Here is a 16,919-nt window from a genome sequence, read left to right as displayed (position 1 = left end):
GCCTCTAAAGCGAAAGAAATGATCAGGGGGCGAAATCAATGTCTGAATACATGCTCGAGATGAAGGGCATCACCAAGGAATTTCCCGGCGTCAAAGCGCTGGATGGCGTAACGCTGCAGGTTAGACCCGGTACCGTTCATGCGCTGATGGGCGAAAACGGGGCCGGCAAATCAACGCTGATGAAATGCCTGTTCGGGATTTACAAGCCGGACGGGGGCGAAATTGTTCTGAATGGTCAGAAAGCGGAAATCAATAATTCCAGCGATGCGCTGAAGCTCGGGGTTTCGATGATTCACCAAGAGCTGCATCCGGTGCCTTTCCGCAATGTCATGGAAAATATCTGGCTCGGACGTTTCCCGTTGAAAGGATGGGGGCCTCTCCAATTCGTTGACCATAAGAAGATGTACCGGGATACGGAAGAGCTGTTTAAACAGTTAGATATCGATTTAAATCCGGAAACGATCGTCGGCAAACTGTCCGTTTCGAAAATCCAGTCGATCGAGATCGCCAAAGCGGTATCGTTCAACTCGCAGATCATCGTCATGGACGAACCAACCTCCTCTTTGACCAGCGTCGAGGTGGAGCACCTGTTCCGGATCATTAATGATTTGAAGAAACGCGGCGTGTCGATCATTTACATCTCGCACAAAATGGAGGAAATCCTGCGGATCTCCGACGATGTGACGATCATGCGTGACGGCAAGAAGATCGGCACCTGGCCGGCGGCGGAAATGACCACCGACCTCATTATTTCCAAGATGGTCGGCCGCGATTTAACGCAGCGGTTCCCGGACCGGCATAACGTGCCGAACGGCGTCATTATGAAGGTGGAGAAGCTTACTTCCAGTAACCCGAAATCGTTCAAGGATGTATCGTTCGAGCTGCGCAAAGGGGAGATCCTTGGCGTAGGTGGCCTGGTCGGAGCCCAGCGTACCGAGCTGATCGAAGCTTTGTTCGGCCTTCGCGAAATCGAGTCGGGCACGATTTCGATTAACGGCAAAGCGGTTAAGATCCGCAGTGCCGGCGAAGCTAAAAAGCACGGATTGGCGCTGTTGACGGAGGAACGCCGCACGACCGGTATTTTCCCGGTACTGTCCGTGCATGAAAATGCGGCGATCGCCAATCTGGATCGTTATGTGACGCCTTACGGCTTGCTGAATGACCGGAAGAAAAAAGCCGAAGCCAACCAAATGGTCGAGAAGCTGCGGACGAAAACGCCGTCACCGAAAACGCTGATCATGAACCTTTCGGGCGGGAATCAGCAAAAAGTGCTGCTGGCCCGCTGGCTGCTTACCGAACCGGATATTTTATTACTGGACGAACCGACGCGCGGGATCGACGTCGGGGCAAAATACGAAATTTATTCCATTATTGCGGATTTGGCACAGCAAGGCAAAAGCATCATCATGATTTCATCCGAGATGCCTGAACTGCTTGGGATGTCCGACCGTGTCATGGTAATGTCCGAAGGCCGTCTAACGGGAATCGTGGATGGAGACAAGGCTACGGAAGAAGAAATTATGCGTCTGGCAGCCCAGCACTAAGGATTTCGGAGGAGGAGAAAATCATGAATACCAAAAAAATGCAAAGTTTTGTAACCGAAAATGCCATTTATATCGTTTTAGCCGTGCTGCTCGTCGGCATCGCTGTTTATGATCCAAGCTTTATCGGATTGAATACGTTACGCGATATTTTGATTCAATCGTCTACCCGGGTCATTATCGCCCTCGGGGTAGCGTTTATCCTGATCACGGGCGGCACCGACTTGTCCGCCGGCCGGATGGTCGGGTTGACGGCAGTCGTCTCCGCATCCATGCTGCAAGAAGCCGATTATGCCCGTCGCTTCTTCCCGAATTTGCCGGAGCTCCCCATGTTCGTTCCGGTTTTGATCGCCATTGCGGTAGGCCTGCTCTTTGGTCTGATTAACGGCGTCATCGTTGCCAAATTCAAAGTTCCTCCGTTTATCGCCACGCTGGGCACGATGGTTGCGATTTACGGGATCAACTCGCTGTACTTCGATACCGAGCCGAACCAATCCCAACCGATCGGCGGCTTGCGCAGCGACTTTACGAACCTTCTTGGTTCGGGTAGCATCGGCAAGGGAGATTTCTCGATTCCTCATATTGTCATTATCGCCATCGTTGTCTGTGCCATTGTTTGGGTGATGTTTAACAAAACACGTCTCGGTAAAAACATGTACGCCATTGGCGGTAATGAGCAAGCGGCTAAAGTGTCCGGGATCAACGTATCCAAAAACTTGATCCTCATTTACTCCATCGCAGGCGCTTTGTATGGCTTGGCAGGTGTGATGGAAGCAGCTAGAACCGGCGGTGCAACAAACAACTATGGTAACATGTATGAGCTTGACGCGATCGCAGCCTGTGTCGTAGGCGGCGTCTCCACTACAGGCGGTATCGGTACCGTTCCGGGCATCATGGCCGGCGTGCTGATCTTTACGGTTATCAACTATGGCTTGACCTTCGTTGGCGTAGGTCCTTACTGGCAGCAAATCATCAAGGGCGCGATTATCGTCGCTGCCGTAGCATTCGACATGCGCAAATACGCAAACAAGAAATAAGATAGGTTAAGGTGTTGAAAGAGCGACTCTTGAGTCGCTCTTTTTCCATTTTTTAAGCAAGCGGATCTCCTCGAAATATGTTAAAATGTGACAAGAAACGGCAAAACGGGGAAAACGGCTAGGAGGAGCAAACCATCATGAAGAAATGGAGCAAAAAAATCGGCTCGGCCGGGCTGCTGATGGCGGTCTTGGCATTGACTTTGACGACAGCGCAAGGAGGCGGAATTCTCGGCATGAGCACCGCGCAGGCAGCGGCGAAGGCCGGCGGCACATCGAAGTCGCTTGCGGTTGTATACGCGGAAATCCAGACGCAAAACGCGTCCAAGGTCGTCGCGCTCGTGAACAAGGAGCGGAAGAACGCCGGGCTGAAGCCATTGATGGTGCATACTAATTTAGGGAAAATGGCTAAGACTAAAGCCATCGACATGTTCAAAACCGGGTATTTCAGCCACACGTCCCCCCAATACGGCTCTCCTTTCGATATGATGGATGCGTCCAATATCACGTATCTCTACGCGGGCGAGAACATCGGCAAAGGCCAGCGCTCCGCCGAGGAAGTGGTCAAGGACTGGATGGACAGCCCCGGCCATAAGGCGAATATCCTCAACCCTAAATACAAGCTGATCGGCGTCGGGTATTATAATGGGTACTGGGTGCAGGAGTTTATCGGGAAATGAGAAGTTTCCTTCGTCCTATTGCGGACCAATGAAAAAGATAACGACCACGGGCCGCTCTTGTCCGCCGCTTGCCCAATGATGAGATGGAAGGAAGACAAGCGGCTCTCAAATGCGGACGTAGACTCCCTTAGGTTCGTTATTCTTTTTCTTCAAGCAATAGGACATCGGAATTGTAGGTGGAATTTGTAAGAGCCTGGCGAGTCGCCAGGCTCTTTGTCGTTAGCGGAGTCAGCGAAAGCGAATATCGACCACGGGCCGCTCTTGTCCGCCGCTTGTCCAATGATGAGTTAGAAGGGAGACAAGCGGCTCCCAAATGCGAACGTAAACTCCTTTAGGGTGTGTTTTTAACGGAACTGAGAGGCGTTATTTGGGTGCATACGCAAGATCAGGAACTCTAACGGAACGAGGAGACCTTATTTGCGCCCAATATGCTCCTGTAGCTCCATTTTAAGGGGAATAACGGCCGCTGGTTCCGTTAGAACGGGAAATGACCGGGAAATGTCCTAATAGCGGCTCTACGTTCCGTTAGAAAGCAGATGGAACTGCAAACGACAAGGTTGAAAGAGCGTAAAAGGCCAGAGGGTGAAATGATTCTGAAGAAACGAAGTGGTCGCCTTTGCGAGAGGATTTCTACTGTGTATGAATTTACTGGATCATAGAAATCCGCGAGCAACAGCGATCGTAAGAACATTTCACACGGCGGCCTTCCGGAGCTCATATCCAAGAAATCTTCCATGCGACCCCAATCCGAGATATTTTATTGAAACCTCCCGAATTCTGCAGCGTAAACATAAGCATAATCTGATATTTCAATCGGGAGGAAAAAACAAATGTCCATTTTTAAAAGATTGCGCGATTTGACGATGTCCAATATCAACGCTTTGATCGACAAGGCGGAAGATCCGATCAAGTTGACCGACCAATATATCCGCGATATGTCGGAAGATCTCGAAGACGCGGAGAAGGCGGTTGCCGCCCAGATCGCCATCGAGAAGAAGTTTAAGGGTTTGTTCGAAGAGCAGGAAGCTTTGGTGGAGCGCCGCACCCAGCAAGCGCATCAGGCGGCTCAAGCGCAGAACGTTGATTTGGCTCGCCGCGCGTTGGAGGAGAAGAAAGCGGCCGAAACGAAGATGGCGGAATACAAGGCCAGCTATGATCAAAACAAAGCCGCGGCCGACAATCTTCGTGCGAAGCTCGAGGAAATGCGCAAACAGCTGACGGAGATGAAAAATAAACGCGAAACGCTGGTCGCCCGTTACAACGCGGCCAAGGCACAGAACGAAATCAACAAGACGATGTCCGGGTTTAACGCCGATTCCGCGTCAAGCGGCCTGAAGCGGATGGAAGAGAAAATGCTGCAGATGGAAGCCCAGGCTGAAGCCAGCAATGAACTGAACGCCAAAGGCAAGTCCCTCGACGAAGAATTCGAAGGCTTGAACAAGGACGCCGCCGTGGAAGCGGAATTGGCCGAGCTGATGAAGCAATACGAGGATAAAAAATAAGCGAATCGATCCTAAAGCGAGGCTAGACTTAACATGAGCGTATGGAAAAGAATCGGCAACCTGTTTGCCAAACCGGAACCGCCGATCGCGGAGAAGAGCATGCTTGCCTTGGCTCCCGGCGATATCTGCGAGGTATCGCTCGTCTCGTACGAGGTGACCGGCCGGGTCGGTAACCGGAGCCGCAATGCGGTCGTCCTGACGCTTCAGGACGGCAGCCGCATCAGCTATCTGCTGGTCGAAGAGCGCGAGACGCTGCAGTACCAGCTGTATCAGCCGATCGACGGACGGCTGGACGATCCGTCCGAGGTGCCGTCGCAAATGGAACTGGACGGAACCTTGTATTTCCTGGAGGAAGAGTACGGCGGTTATGTATCCGTCGTCGGCAAGACACCGTTCCTGCAAGGCGGGGAGCAGCATGTCTGGCAGTACCAATCGGACGACGGCAAGCTGCTGCGCATCGAGTGGCAAAACGGGCGGTTTATGTTGTACGAAGGCGTCAAGGTGATTCCGGCCGACGTTAAAGTCATTCGAGCCAACTAAGGCGACACCGTTGGGCGGGAACCCTTGGCAAGCTGCGCGATCAAGCGCGAGAACGAGGCTACAACCTCGGTTCCCGCGCTTTTTTGCGCCGTAGGCGGACAAAAAATAACATCCCCCAGGCTGCAGTTTGCAGTGGAGGATGCTATAAATGGGTTATGCAGGGGTCGAACCTGCGACCTGCCGATTAAGAGTCGGCTGCTCTACCAGCTAAGCTAATAACCCGTAATGTGAAGTTTTTTAGGAACGATTAATATTATAACTCCGTAACTTACAAAAAGCTAGTCCTTTTTTCGTGAAAATTTGCATCTCTTCACAAGAAGTTTTATGTTATTTACATAAGTTGGAGAGTTTATCTAAGTGAGCGTAGATGAGGGGACTCAGACGGAACAGGGGGAAGTAGCATGAACAGGACGTCCCGAATCTGGAGATGGGCGGGGATGGCTTCCGCCGCATCAACCATACTACTGCTGGCCGGCTTCGTTTATGCGGTGTCGGATATTGCCAATCCGTCGGCGGCAGCCGGAAATCAGGCAGTATCGCCGCCCCGTACGGAACAGGCCGCAAAAGCCGGAGCTTGGGATGTGACGTCCATCGGAGATTCTTTGGCCAAAGGAACCGGAGACGATACGGGCAGCGGATTTGCCCGCCGGACGGTGGATTTATTGAATAAGGAAGGCGCGACCTCCAAACTGGTCAATAACCTGGGAATCAACGGGTTAACCACGGAAGAGCTTCTGCCGATGCTGGAGGATCCCGGTGTGAAGTATGCCTTGCAGCAGGCGGGAATCATCCTGTTGTCCATTGGAGGCAATGATCTGTTTAACGGCACGGAAGCGTTGACTTCGGGAGAGCAGGTCCCGACCCAAGCGGAAATCGACGCGGCGATCGACAAAAGCTCGGCGAATTTCGAGCAGGTCGTTGTTCAAATCAAGAAGATAAACGTTCAGGCACTGCTCGTCTACGTTGGTTTATATAATCCGTTCAGCGACCTGGAAGGGATGCGGGAAATCGGCAATGATGCGGTGGCGCGCTGGAACGCGATGGCGATGAAAGCGCTCGGGGAATATGAGGGTACCTTGGTGGTGCCGACCTATGACTTATTCACGAATAACTCGTCCCGTTATTTGTCGAGCGACCATTTTCACCCGAACGGTGATGGCTATCAAGCGATTGCCGATAGGATGGCTCAGGGCATCGCGCGCTAAAACGCGGTCTATTGCCGGAGAAATAAGGAAGGAGTGAGGCGGCGATGGGAGCACGGCAGCCGATCCAAGCCGAGCAGCGCCAACCTGTCCTAAAGGTGCAGGGACTCAAAAAGAAAATCGGAACAAAGTGGATCGTACACGAAGTGAATTTCGAGGTATATGCCGGGGAGATCTTCGGGTTTCTCGGTCCCAACGGGGCCGGTAAAACGACCACGATCCGCATGCTCGTCGATTTGATTCGGCCGACCGAAGGCCAGGTGCACATTTGCGGTTACGACGTGCAGCGAGAACCCGAATCGGCGCTTCGCTGCGTCGGGTCCATCGTGGAAAATCCCGAGGTATACGGTTATTTGACCGGACGGGAGAACCTCGAGCATTTCGCTCGCATGATCCCGGGCATCGACGCGAAACGGATCGAGGAAGTCGTTCGAATGGTTGGCCTAACGGGCCGGATCGACGATAAAGTCAAAACCTACTCGCTGGGCATGCGGCAGCGGCTGGGAATTGCCCAAGCGCTGCTAGGCCGGCCGAAGCTCCTGATTCTGGATGAACCGACGAATGGCCTCGATCCCAAGGGAATCAAAGAGATGCGCGGTTTCATCCGCCGGCTGGCGGAAGAAGGCATGGCCGTATTCGTATCGAGCCACCTGCTCAGCGAAATTCAACTGTTATGCGACCGGGTGGCGATTATCGGGCGGGGCCGCGTATTGGCCGTCGGCAAAGTCGAAGAGCTGATTCAAGCGAATAGGAGTTACGTGGTATGGGAACTGGAGCCTCGGGAACCCGGAGAGCGGCTGCTGCGTTCAGCGGCCGGGGTCAACGTGGTGAACGAAGCCGCAAACGTACTGGACGATACGATCATGGCGGGAATCCGTGGTCAGGCGATCGTGACCCAAATGCAGCCGGAGTTAATCCCAGGCCTCGTACAGCGGCTGGTGCAGGAGGGGGTCCGGGTAGAAGCCGTGCAGAAGGTCAATCCGACGCTCGAGCAGCTGTTCCTGGAGATGACGGAAGGTGAAAGCATTGAATAACATTCTTCCTTTAGTAAAAAATGAAACGATCAAGATGATCAAAAAGAAACGTTTTTACGTTATTTTGCTTGTCCTGATCGTGTTGGTTCCGATGTTTGCCTACGCACAGCTGCGGCAGGCCGAGGACAAACGGGAGAAGTTCGGGACGGATTGGCGCCGGGAGGTGCAGCAAGCGATCACCGACAACCAGAATTCGCTGGGCAGCGACCGGGTGCCGGAGGAATGGAAGAAATACCGCCAAATTTATATTCAACAGATGAAATATTATTTGGAACACGACGTGAACCCCAAAGAGCCGGGCGGTGTTTCGTTTACCCGGGAGTTCTTGGATAACGCGGCCACGCTGTTCATTCCCTTATTAATTATGGGCGTGGGGTCGGATATCGTGTCTTCCGAGCGGACGAACGGAACGGTGAAAATGCTGCTGACTCGGCCGGTAAGACGGTGGAAAATCCTGCTGAGCAAGCTGTTGACCCTGATGATGTTCGTGTCCTTGATCATTGTATCAACCTGTTTGATATGCTATTTCATCTCAGGGCTATTTTTCGGTTATCGCGGATGGAATTTGCCGGTATTTACCGGTTTTCAGCTGCGTGGGGCCGAGGTGGACATCTCGGGCGTGCACGTGGTGCCGCAATGGCAGTATATCTTCATGCAGGCTGGCTTGATCTGGTTTGTGAGCATTGTCGTGGCCGCTCTGGCGTTCATGGTGTCCGTGCTCGTGCGCAGCACGTCGGCGAGCATCGTGATTATGATGGCCACGCTGATCGCCGGCAACATTTTGACGAATATGGCTTCCTCCTGGACGAGCGCCAAGTACCTGTTTATGGTGAATCTGGGTTTAACGAATTATTTGGCGGGAACGCCGGCACCGATCGAGGGGATGACGCTGGGATTTTCGCTGCTTGTACTAGCGGTTTGGGGCGTTTGCTCGCTAGTCGTTTCATTCCTTGTCTTTACGAAACAAGATATTTTGAATTAAAATGGACAAAGGCACCAAAACATCTGTTCGACTACATACAAAGGTAGACTACAAGAAATAAAGGGGGAGCATGAATGGCCGAACAAATCGATTTGTTCGAGGACGTACCCGGCACAAGTTCCGGAAGCGCGTCTTCGGGATACGACGCGGACGACATTCAAGTGCTCGAAGGGCTTGTCGCGGTACGCAAACGGCCAGGGATGTATATTGGCAGTACGAGCTCGTCGGGACTTCATCATCTGGTATGGGAGATCGTCGATAATGCCGTCGACGAGCATCTGGCAAAGTACTGCTCCAAAATCGACATCACGCTGAATAAGGACGGATCGGTCACCGTAATCGACAACGGCCGGGGAATTCCGACCGCCATGCACAAAACCGGTGTACCGACGCCGCAAGTCGTTTACACGATTTTGCACGCCGGCGGCAAATTTGGCGGAGGGGGCTACAAGAAATCCGGCGGTCTGCACGGTGTCGGGGCTTCGGTCACCAACGCCTTGTCCGAATGGCTGGAAGTACACATTTACCGAGACGGTAAGATCCACCGGATGCGATTCGAATATTGGGTTGACGATCAAGGCATCGAACACGTCGGCGAGCCGGTTACGGGACTGGAGATTCTAGGCAACACGAACAAGACCGGCACGAAGGTGACGTTTAAGCCGGATATTCGCGTGTTCACCGGCGGCATCGGATTAAACTATGATACGCTCGCGGAACGTTTACAGGAGATCGCTTTTCTGAATTCGGGCCTGAAGGTGACCTTGAAGGACGAGCGGACCGACCGTTCCGACGAGTTTTTTTACGAGGGCGGAGCCAGTCAGTTCGTTCAGTTCCTCAACGACGGGAAGGACGTGCTGCATGACGTCGTCCATTTCTATGCAGAGCGGGAAGATATCGAGGTAGAGGTCGCGCTGCAGTACAATGCAGGGTATACCGAAACGCTGGTATCTTTCGTCAACTCCATCCCGACGCGGGGCGGGGGAACGCATGAAACCGGATTCAAAACGGCGTATACCCGCGTGATGAACGAATATGCCCGGAAGAACGGGATCCTCAAGGAGAAGGAGAAGAACCTCGAAGGCAACGATTTGCGCGAGGGGATGATGGCCGTCATCAGCGTCAAGATGTCCGAGGTGGAGTTCGTCGGTCAAACGAAGGACCAGCTCGGCAGCGCGTCCGCGCGCAGCGCCGTGGAATCGGTCGTTGGCGAGAAGATGGCGGTGTTCCTGGAAGAGAATCCGCAGGTCGCCCAAACGTTGATCAAGAAGGCGGTACAAGCCTCCAAAGCGCGTGAAGCTGCCCGTAAGGCTCGTGATGAGATGCGTTCGGGCAAGAAACGGAGCGAAAGCTCGAACCTGGGCGGCAAGTTGACGCCTGCGCAATCGAAGGATTATACGCGCACCGAGCTGTTTATCGTGGAAGGCGATTCCGCCGGAGGTTCGGCGAAGCAGGGGCGCGATTCGAAGATTCAGGCGATTTTGCCGCTGAAGGGTAAGCCGATGAATCCGGAGAAGGCGAAGCTCGCCGATATCCTGAAGAACGACGAGTATCGGGCCATCATTTCGGCCATCGGTGCCGGTATCGGGCCGGAATTCGCCGTCGAGGACAGCAATTTTTCCAAAATCATCATTATGACCGACGCCGATACGGACGGCGCGCACATTCAAGTGCTGCTGCTGACGTTCTTTTACCGTTACATGAAGCCGCTGATCGATGCGGGACGGGTCTACATCGCCCAGCCGCCTTTGTATAAAATCACCCGTCGTTCCGGCAAGCTGGAAACGGTAAGATATGCCTGGAGCGACGAGCAGCTGCAGAACTACCTGAAGGAATTCGGTAAAAATTTCGAGCTGCAGCGCTACAAAGGTTTGGGGGAAATGAACCCCGAGCAGCTATGGGAAACGACGATGAATCCGGAAACGCGGACCATGCTGCAGGTGCAGATCGAAGATGCCGCCAAAGCGGAACGCCGCGTGTCTACGCTGATGGGGGACAAGGTCGATCCGCGCAAACGCTGGATCGTGGAAAACGTGGATTTCACGGAGTTTGAGGAATAGAAGGTGAATTGATGTGGGCATGCTTGAAAACTTTTTGCCGGCGTTTCTCGAAGAGGTTGTAGGCGACCGCTTTGGCCGGTATTCCAAATACATTATTCAGGACCGGGCGATTCCCGATATTCGCGACGGGTTGAAGCCGGTGCAACGGCGGATTTTGTACGCGATGTACGATTCCGGCAATACGCCGGACAAGCCGTACCGCAAATCGGCCAAAACCGTCGGGGACGTGATGGGCAACTATCATCCGCACGGGGATTCCTCGATTTACGAGGGCATGGTGCGGATGGCTCAGCCGTGGAAAATGGGCCATACGCTCATCGACGGCCATGGCAACTGGGGCTCGCAGGACGATGACCCGGCAGCGGCAATGCGGTATACCGAGGCGCGCTTGTCGGCGATCGCCATGGAGCTGCTTCGCGACATCGAGAAACGTACCGTACCGTTCAAAGACAACTTCGACAACACGGCGAAGGAGCCCGTCGTGCTGCCGGCGCGTTTTCCGAACCTCCTGGTCAACGGGGCCAGCGGGATTTCCGCAGGGTTTGCGACGGAAATTCCTCCGCATAACCTGCGTGAAGTGATTGACGCCTGCATCGCCTTGATGGAGAAACCCGAAATGACGCTGGAGGAAATCCGTTTGTTCGTCAAAGGACCGGATTTTCCGACGGGCGGCATCATCATGGGCGAAGAAGGCATTCAGGAAGCGTATCAGACCGGAAAGGGCCGGATTTATCTGCGTTCTAAAACGGAAATCGAGACGCTTCGCGGCGGGAAGCAGCAGATCGTCATCACCGAAATTCCTTATCAGGTGGTCAAATCCCGTCTCGTCACGGCGATGGAGAATATCCGCCTGGAGAAAAAGGTGGACGGCATCGCCGAGGTTCGCGACGAAAGCGGACGGAACGGGCTGCGCATCGTCGTCGAGCTGAAGAAGGATGCGGACGCGCAGGGGATTTTGGCGTATTTACTGAAAAAAACCGACCTGCAGGTCACCTACAACTTCAACATGGTGGCGATCGTCAACAAGGCGCCGCGCCTGTTGGGCCTCAAGGCGATGCTCGAAGCCTACATTGCCCACCAGCGCGAGGTCGTCACGTACCGGACGCAATATGAGCTGGAGAAGCTGGAGGACCGCGCGCACGTCTTGGAGGGCTTGGTCAAAGCGCTCAACATTTTGGATGAGGTCATCGCGGCGATCAAAGCGTCCAAGAACCGTCAGGATGCCCAAAACAACCTGCAATGGATGTTCGGGTTCACCGAACGCCAAGCGGATGCGATTTTGACGTTGCAGCTGTATCGTTTGACGAATCTTGAAATTACGACGCTGCAAAAAGAGCTGGAGGACATCCAGAAGAAGATCACGGTTCTGCGCGGCATTCTGGAAAGCGATAAGAAATTGATCGCTTTGATCAAGAAAGAGCTGATCGAGATCCGCGATAAGTACGGGATCGACCGCCGCTCGCATATTCAGGACGAGGTTGAGGAGCTCAAGGTCAACCTTGAAGTGCTGGTTGCCCAGGAGGACGTGCTGGTCACGATTTCGAACGAGGGATACATCAAGCGCACCAGCATGCTGTCGTTTACCCGATCCGGCGGGGAGCGGGACAGCTCCGGGGTCAAGGAAGGCGACTACATCAAGCATTTGCTTGAGCTGGATACGTTGCAAAATCTGCTGATCTTTACGCAGCGGGGCCAATACTTCCTCTTGCCGGTCCACCAGATTCCGGAGTTCAAATGGAAGGACAACGGGACCGCGATCGTCAACGTGATTCCGCTTGCCAAGGAAGACCGCATGATCAGCGTCGTTCCGGTAAGAGGCTTCGATGAGAATCCGGAGCTAAGTCTGGTGTTCGTCACGAAGAACGGCCAGGTGAAGCGGACGGAATTGAAAGAATACGAGACGAAGCGCTCCGGCGCGATCGCCGCCTGCAAAGTAGGCGACGGCGATGAAGTGCTGAGCGTCACCGTCAGTCGGAACAATCAAGAGGTCTTGCTGCTGACGAAGCAGGGGATGGCGATCCGGTTCGCCGAAGACGAAGTGAACCCGATGGGCCGCGTTTCCGCAGGGGTACGCGGGATTAATCTGAAGGACGACGACGAGGTTGTCGCCGCGCTTTGGGTCGAAGGCGAGGAAGGCGAAGTTCTCGTCTTGTCGGATCTGGCCTACGGTAAGCGAAGCCTGCTGCTGGATTATCCGCTCCAAAGCCGGGGCGGCAAAGGGGTGCAGACGTTCGAATTCAAGGAAGGCAAACGCGTCAAGCCGAACGGCAGCCGCTTGATCGGCGGCATTCATTGCAAGGAGCCGGTCCTGCTGCAGGCGGTCACGAAGGAAGGGCAGATGCACGCTTTCAGCTCGGAGGAGGCTCCGTTAGCCGACCGGAAATCGATCGGGAAAGCGCTGATGCACATGGGCAAAAACGACGAGATCGTTGATCTTTTCGTCAGAGAATGAGAGGTGTAACTAACTCCGGGCGAGCGCATTAGACTTTCCCGGAGTTTTTTAAATCTTCTTAAAAATCAACGGCGAAGGGATGGAATCGAACGATGACGGAACGAGCAAAAACGCGAAGGATTTGCCCGAAGGGGCACACGTACTACAAAAGCAGCGATTGTCCGACTTGTCCTGCCTGCGAGCAGGAGCGCAAACCGGAAGCGGACTTCCTATTGCGGTTATCCGCGCCGGCTAGACGGGCCTTGGAAGCGAATGGCGTGACGACTTTGGAGAAGCTAGCCGGGCTTAGCGAGCAGGAGGTACTGCAATTCCACGGCATGGGGCCGTCTTCCATCCCTAAGCTTAGGGAGGCTTTGCACGCGAAAGGTTTCAGATTTAAAAGCTAAGGCCTGAATCTTCGTTGGCGTATGATAGCGACGAATCTGCGGCTTAATCCGTCAAATGGCGGATAAACGCCTGAAGCGTAGGGTCCATGTACGTGCTGTTGCGGTAAACCAAGCCGACGTTTTTGCGCGGCACGGGCTCCGCCAGCGGGACGACGGCGATTCCGCCGCGGCGGTTCGTCCCGGTCAGCGTGCGGGCATAAGAGCTGGGCAGCACGGTTCCCCCGACATGATGGTGAACCATCTGCACCTGCGATTCCATCGTCGACAGCTCCATGACCGGCCGGATCTCGATCCCCTGATCGGCGCAGGCCGTATCGAGCAATTGCCGAACGTAAAACTTCGGCGGAAATAAGACGAGCGGGAGCCGGGCTACCTGCTCCAGCGTAACCTCGGGCAGCTCCGCATAGGCGTGCAGGTTGGAGACGGCCAACGCCAGCTCTTCGTCGTACAGCGGGCGGCTGACGATTTGCTCGTCCTGGAGCGGCAGAAACACCACGCCGAGATCGAGCTGATTGGCGAGCAGGCCGGCCTGGGTTTCCTCGGTGGCCAGTTCCAGCACCGTCAGCTCGATGCTGGGGTGCTGGCGATGGAAAGAGATCAGCTTGTTTTCCAGCAGGTGGTTGCCGGAGCAGCCAATGCGGAGGTGGCCCCGTTGCACGCCGCTGATTTGACCGATTTCCAATTTGGCCTGCTCCACTTCGTAAACGACCCGGCGGGCATGTTCCAGCAGGATGGATCCGGCTTGGGTCAGATAGTTCTTTTTGCCGATACGGCTGATCAGGGCGGTTCCGAGCTCCTGTTCCAGCAAGCGAATCTGGTGGCTTAAGGTGGGCTGGGAAATCCCTAGCCTTTCGGCGGCTCTGGTGAAATGCAAATCCTCTCCGACGGCGATAAAATACTCCAACAGTCGATGCTCCATCCTGGATTCTCCCTCCTCATTTCATAGATATTGTCAATGATTATAATCGAAACTATGTTATTGATCAATGAACGAAGAATCGGTATAGTGAAAGCAGGAAAACAAGCGATTCGTATAATTGAGACTTGGAAAAGAGGAAATGAACCATGGAAAAATGGCCCATCACGTTAACTGCCGTCAAAAAAACGAAACCTTCCGCCGATCGGCTGGGTTTTGGCAAATATTTTACCGATCATATGCTGCTGATGGATTATTCGGCCGGTCAAGGCTGGCACGATCCGCGCATTGTTCCGTACGGCCCGATTTCGCTGGATCCATCGGCGATGGTGTTTCATTACGGGCAAGAGGTTTTTGAAGGAATGAAGGCGTACCGAACACCGCAAGGCGAACTCGTGTTGTTCCGGCCCGACATGAATTTGCGTCGGTTGAACCAGTCGTGCTCGCGTATCGGTATTCCTCAGGTAGATCCGGAGGAAGTGCTTGAGGGCATTTGCCGTTTGCTTTTGCTGGAGGAAGAGTGGATGCCGGAGGGTGAAGGCAACTCCATGTACATCCGCCCTTTTATTATCGCAACCGAGGCGGGGCTTGGGGTGCGGGCGGCCCAAGAGTACCGGTTGATCGTCATCTTGTCGCCGGTCGGGGCTTATTATCCGGAGGGGATTCATCCGGTACGCATCTACGTAGAGGACCGGTACGTTCGGGCAGTTCGCGGCGGGACCGGGGAAGCCAAAACCTCCGGCAATTATGCGGCAGGAATCAAAGCGCAAGAAGACGTCAAATCGCAGGGCTATTCGCAGGTGCTTTGGCTCGACGGAATCGAAAAGCGGTATATTGAGGAAGTTGGCAGCATGAACGTGTTCTTTAAAATCGACGGAAAAGTGGTCACGCCGGAGCTGAACGGCAGCATTCTGGCCGGCGTAACGCGCGATTCGGTCCTTCGTTTGCTCCGCGAATGGGGCGTGTCGGTCAACGAACGGCGGATCTCGGTGGAGGAACTGTTCGAGGCTCATCGCGAAGGTCGGCTCGAAGAAGCGTTTGGCACCGGCACTGCGGCGGTGATCTCCCCAATCGGCAGCATGACCTGGGAAGGGCGCGACATCGTGATTGCCGGAGGCGAAACCGGGGAATTGTCGGCCAAATTGTACGACACGCTGACGGGAATTCAGCGCGGGGAACGTGAAGATTCGTTCGGATGGCGGTATCCTGTCCATTAATGTAAAGCTAGTCTTGCCTCTAGAGCCGTTAACGCCCGGATAATTGCGCAAAGCCAGCAGGAATTTGCCAAGGAAGCAGCGAATTATCCAAGTGGTGATGTAAGGCAAGGAGGGATAAGATTGCATACCGCTGAATTTGCCAGATTGCTGGATCTCATCGTGAAGGATTATCAGGCCCACATGGAAGAGGAGCTGGCTCCAACGCTAACGACGTCGCAATTGACCGTTCTGGAGCTGCTGGAGCAGCAGGGCAATCTGAAACCGTCCGATTTGATCCCGTTTCTCTCTACAACGCCGGCCGCCGTGACCATGCTGCTGGACCGGATGGAGCGGGGCGAGTTGATCCGCCGCGACCGGGACGAGAACGACCGACGCAACGTTTGGGTGTCGATCACGGATAAAGGACAAACGGAAGTCGAGCGGGGCATTGCGGTTCGGAACGCGTATCTAAGCGGCGTATTAGACCGCATTTCCACTCATAATCAACAACTGCTGGTTTTTTTGCTGGGCAAAATCTCCGGAACGAAATAAGGGACGGTATCAACGAAAAGGCGGGACCTCTGGTGAGCTGATCATTCAGCTTCAGACGTCCCGCCTCTTTACATTTCCATCCCGTTCTCCCCGGCCTGCAATAGAGCTGCTAGCCGGGTATACAATCCGTCCTCCCACAGGTCCCAGGGATACGCGCGCGGCGGGAGGGAAACCAGGTCAACCGGTTCCTTGGTTACCGGGTGCGGGAAACCGACGTACAATGACCACAGCGCGATTTGCTGGCCCGGCTTATTCAACGTCGCCCCGTATTTCTGGTCGCCGTACAAGGGACAGCCGATTTGGCTCATTTGTACGCGGATCTGGTGCGGTCGCCCGGTATGCAACTCCACCTGCACGAGGCTGAGCCGTTCCGCTGCGGAGCTGCCGAGCACCCTGTAATCGAGCCGAGCCTCTTTCCCGCCCGGCGTCCCGGCAGGAACGACGGAGACCGTGTTGGTGCGCTCGTCCTTAAGCAGCGTATGAGTTAAGCGGCCTTGCTGCTGCGAGGGTGTCCCGTGCACGACGGCGACATACGTTTTGCTGAACCGGCGGCTTCGCACCGTTTCCGCCAGCCGCGAAGCGGCTTTTGACGTCTTGGCAAAGATCATGGCGCCGCCGACGGGACGGTCCAGCCGGTGGACAAGCCCGAGATACACGTTGCCGGGCTTGCCGTACCGCTCCTTAATATCCGCCTTCAGCAGATTCAGCAGATCGGGGTCGCCGCTCGCATCCTCCTGGGACGGAATGTTCACCGGTTTCTCGATCCCGAGCAGGTGGTTGTCCTCGTAGAGGATCGCCATCGCCGGCTGTCCCGAGGTCCGCTTGGCTCCGGAATCCATCGC

At 54.6% G+C, this 16,919-nt stretch carries 15 protein-coding genes and 1 tRNA gene; 13 read left to right on the top strand and 3 right to left on the bottom strand.

Features of this window, described 5'->3' with window-relative positions:
- Positions 1 to 38: 38 nt before the first annotated feature.
- The 5 genes from MJ257_RS00715 to MJ257_RS00695 all read left to right on the top strand — a co-directional run bounded on the left by MJ257_RS00715 (position 39) and on the right by MJ257_RS00695 (position 5,297).
- Positions 39 to 1,544, top strand: a complete 1,506-nt coding sequence (locus MJ257_RS00715; protein ID WP_240267471.1) for a sugar ABC transporter ATP-binding protein — start codon at positions 39 to 41, stop codon at positions 1,542 to 1,544.
- 23 nt (positions 1,545 to 1,567) lie between these two features.
- Positions 1,568 to 2,578 carry a galactose/methyl galactoside ABC transporter permease MglC gene (gene mglC / locus MJ257_RS00710; RefSeq protein WP_240267470.1) on the top strand — a complete coding sequence of 337 codons (1,011 nt, stop codon included), beginning with the start codon at positions 1,568 to 1,570 and terminating at the stop codon, positions 2,576 to 2,578.
- A gap of 137 nt (positions 2,579 to 2,715) precedes the next feature.
- On the top strand, positions 2,716 to 3,255 hold the full coding sequence (locus tag MJ257_RS00705) for a CAP domain-containing protein (protein ID WP_240267469.1): 540 nt from the start codon (positions 2,716 to 2,718) through the stop codon (positions 3,253 to 3,255).
- A gap of 830 nt (positions 3,256 to 4,085) precedes the next feature.
- Positions 4,086 to 4,757, top strand: a complete 672-nt coding sequence (locus tag MJ257_RS00700) for a PspA/IM30 family protein (RefSeq protein ID WP_240267468.1) — start codon at positions 4,086 to 4,088, stop codon at positions 4,755 to 4,757.
- Between the two features lie 33 nt (positions 4,758 to 4,790).
- Positions 4,791 to 5,297: a DUF4178 domain-containing protein gene (locus MJ257_RS00695; protein WP_240267467.1), complete on the top strand. Its 507-nt coding sequence runs from the start codon at positions 4,791 to 4,793 to the stop codon at positions 5,295 to 5,297.
- Between the two features lie 149 nt (positions 5,298 to 5,446).
- On the opposite strand, the gene MJ257_RS00690 is transcribed toward MJ257_RS00695, so the two are convergent.
- Positions 5,447 to 5,519: transfer RNA gene (locus MJ257_RS00690), tRNA-Lys, on the bottom strand.
- Between the two features lie 179 nt (positions 5,520 to 5,698).
- On the opposite strand from MJ257_RS00690, the gene MJ257_RS00685 reads away from it, so the two are divergent.
- The 6 genes from MJ257_RS00685 (at position 5,699) to MJ257_RS00660 (ending at position 13,413) form a co-directional block, all read left to right on the top strand.
- Positions 5,699 to 6,502, top strand: a complete 804-nt coding sequence (locus tag MJ257_RS00685; RefSeq protein ID WP_240267466.1) for a GDSL-type esterase/lipase family protein — start codon at positions 5,699 to 5,701, stop codon at positions 6,500 to 6,502.
- A gap of 44 nt (positions 6,503 to 6,546) precedes the next feature.
- Positions 6,547 to 7,533 carry an ABC transporter ATP-binding protein gene (locus tag MJ257_RS00680; RefSeq protein WP_240267465.1) on the top strand — a complete coding sequence of 329 codons (987 nt, stop codon included), beginning with the start codon at positions 6,547 to 6,549 and terminating at the stop codon, positions 7,531 to 7,533.
- The gene (locus tag MJ257_RS00675; RefSeq protein ID WP_240267507.1) at positions 7,526 to 8,515 is read left to right on the top strand and encodes an ABC transporter permease; all 990 of its coding nucleotides are present in this window, start codon (positions 7,526 to 7,528) and stop codon (positions 8,513 to 8,515) included. The genes MJ257_RS00680 and MJ257_RS00675 overlap by 8 nt, the downstream gene beginning before the upstream one ends.
- A 74-nt stretch (positions 8,516 to 8,589) precedes the next feature.
- Complete coding sequence (gene parE, locus MJ257_RS00670; RefSeq protein ID WP_240267464.1) at positions 8,590 to 10,575, top strand: DNA topoisomerase IV subunit B; 1,986 nt, start codon at positions 8,590 to 8,592, stop codon at positions 10,573 to 10,575.
- A gap of 19 nt (positions 10,576 to 10,594) precedes the next feature.
- The gene (gene gyrA / locus MJ257_RS00665; RefSeq protein ID WP_275693611.1) at positions 10,595 to 13,027 is read left to right on the top strand and encodes a DNA gyrase subunit A; all 2,433 of its coding nucleotides are present in this window, start codon (positions 10,595 to 10,597) and stop codon (positions 13,025 to 13,027) included.
- Positions 13,028 to 13,119: 92 nt separating this feature from the next.
- The gene (locus MJ257_RS00660) at positions 13,120 to 13,413 is read left to right on the top strand and encodes an RNA polymerase alpha subunit C-terminal domain-containing protein (RefSeq protein WP_240267462.1); all 294 of its coding nucleotides are present in this window, start codon (positions 13,120 to 13,122) and stop codon (positions 13,411 to 13,413) included.
- 43 nt (positions 13,414 to 13,456) lie between these two features.
- Here the strand turns inward: MJ257_RS00660 and MJ257_RS00655 are convergent, their stop codons facing one another.
- A complete protein-coding gene (locus MJ257_RS00655; RefSeq protein WP_240267461.1) occupies positions 13,457 to 14,332 on the bottom strand; it encodes a LysR substrate-binding domain-containing protein in 876 nt (291 codons plus the stop codon).
- Between the two features lie 146 nt (positions 14,333 to 14,478).
- Between MJ257_RS00655 and MJ257_RS00650 the strand changes: the two genes are divergently transcribed.
- Together MJ257_RS00650 and MJ257_RS00645 are read left to right on the top strand one after the other, a co-directional pair.
- Positions 14,479 to 15,546 carry a branched-chain amino acid aminotransferase gene (locus tag MJ257_RS00650; RefSeq protein WP_240267460.1) on the top strand — a complete coding sequence of 356 codons (1,068 nt, stop codon included), beginning with the start codon at positions 14,479 to 14,481 and terminating at the stop codon, positions 15,544 to 15,546.
- Between the two features lie 120 nt (positions 15,547 to 15,666).
- A complete protein-coding gene (locus tag MJ257_RS00645; protein WP_240267459.1) occupies positions 15,667 to 16,077 on the top strand; it encodes a MarR family winged helix-turn-helix transcriptional regulator in 411 nt (136 codons plus the stop codon).
- A 68-nt stretch (positions 16,078 to 16,145) separates the two neighbouring features.
- Here MJ257_RS00645 and MJ257_RS00640 read toward each other — a convergent pair whose 3' ends face one another.
- On the bottom strand, positions 16,146 to 16,916 hold the full coding sequence (locus MJ257_RS00640; protein WP_240267458.1) for an RluA family pseudouridine synthase: 771 nt from the start codon (positions 16,914 to 16,916) through the stop codon (positions 16,146 to 16,148).
- Between the last annotated feature and the right edge of the window lie 3 nt (positions 16,917 to 16,919).

The organism is Paenibacillus timonensis (genome assembly GCF_022427145.1).
GTDB lineage: Bacteria > Bacillota > Bacilli > Paenibacillales > Paenibacillaceae > Fontibacillus > Fontibacillus timonensis.
This window is presented reverse-complemented; position numbering and strand designations above follow the sequence as displayed.

Excerpts from the sequence above, each read along its gene's own strand:
- MJ257_RS00715 (WP_240267471.1), top strand. The coding sequence starts at position 39 with ATGTCTGAATACATGCTCGAGATGAAGGGCATCACCAAGGAATTTCCC.
- mglC (WP_240267470.1), top strand. The coding sequence starts at position 1,568 with ATGAATACCAAAAAAATGCAAAGTTTTGTAACCGAAAATGCCATTTAT.
- MJ257_RS00705 (WP_240267469.1), top strand. The coding sequence starts at position 2,716 with ATGAAGAAATGGAGCAAAAAAATCGGCTCGGCCGGGCTGCTGATGGCG.
- MJ257_RS00700 (WP_240267468.1), top strand. The coding sequence starts at position 4,086 with ATGTCCATTTTTAAAAGATTGCGCGATTTGACGATGTCCAATATCAAC.
- MJ257_RS00695 (WP_240267467.1), top strand. The coding sequence starts at position 4,791 with ATGAGCGTATGGAAAAGAATCGGCAACCTGTTTGCCAAACCGGAACCG.
- MJ257_RS00685 (WP_240267466.1), top strand. The coding sequence starts at position 5,699 with ATGAACAGGACGTCCCGAATCTGGAGATGGGCGGGGATGGCTTCCGCC.
- MJ257_RS00680 (WP_240267465.1), top strand. The coding sequence starts at position 6,547 with ATGGGAGCACGGCAGCCGATCCAAGCCGAGCAGCGCCAACCTGTCCTA.
- parE (WP_240267464.1), top strand. The coding sequence starts at position 8,590 with ATGGCCGAACAAATCGATTTGTTCGAGGACGTACCCGGCACAAGTTCC.
- gyrA (WP_275693611.1), top strand. The coding sequence starts at position 10,595 with ATGCTTGAAAACTTTTTGCCGGCGTTTCTCGAAGAGGTTGTAGGCGAC.
- MJ257_RS00660 (WP_240267462.1), top strand. The coding sequence starts at position 13,120 with ATGACGGAACGAGCAAAAACGCGAAGGATTTGCCCGAAGGGGCACACG.
- MJ257_RS00655 (WP_240267461.1), bottom strand. The coding sequence starts at position 14,332 with ATGGAGCATCGACTGTTGGAGTATTTTATCGCCGTCGGAGAGGATTTG.
- MJ257_RS00650 (WP_240267460.1), top strand. The coding sequence starts at position 14,479 with ATGGAAAAATGGCCCATCACGTTAACTGCCGTCAAAAAAACGAAACCT.
- MJ257_RS00640 (WP_240267458.1), bottom strand. The coding sequence starts at position 16,916 with ATGGATTCCGGAGCCAAGCGGACCTCGGGACAGCCGGCGATGGCGATC.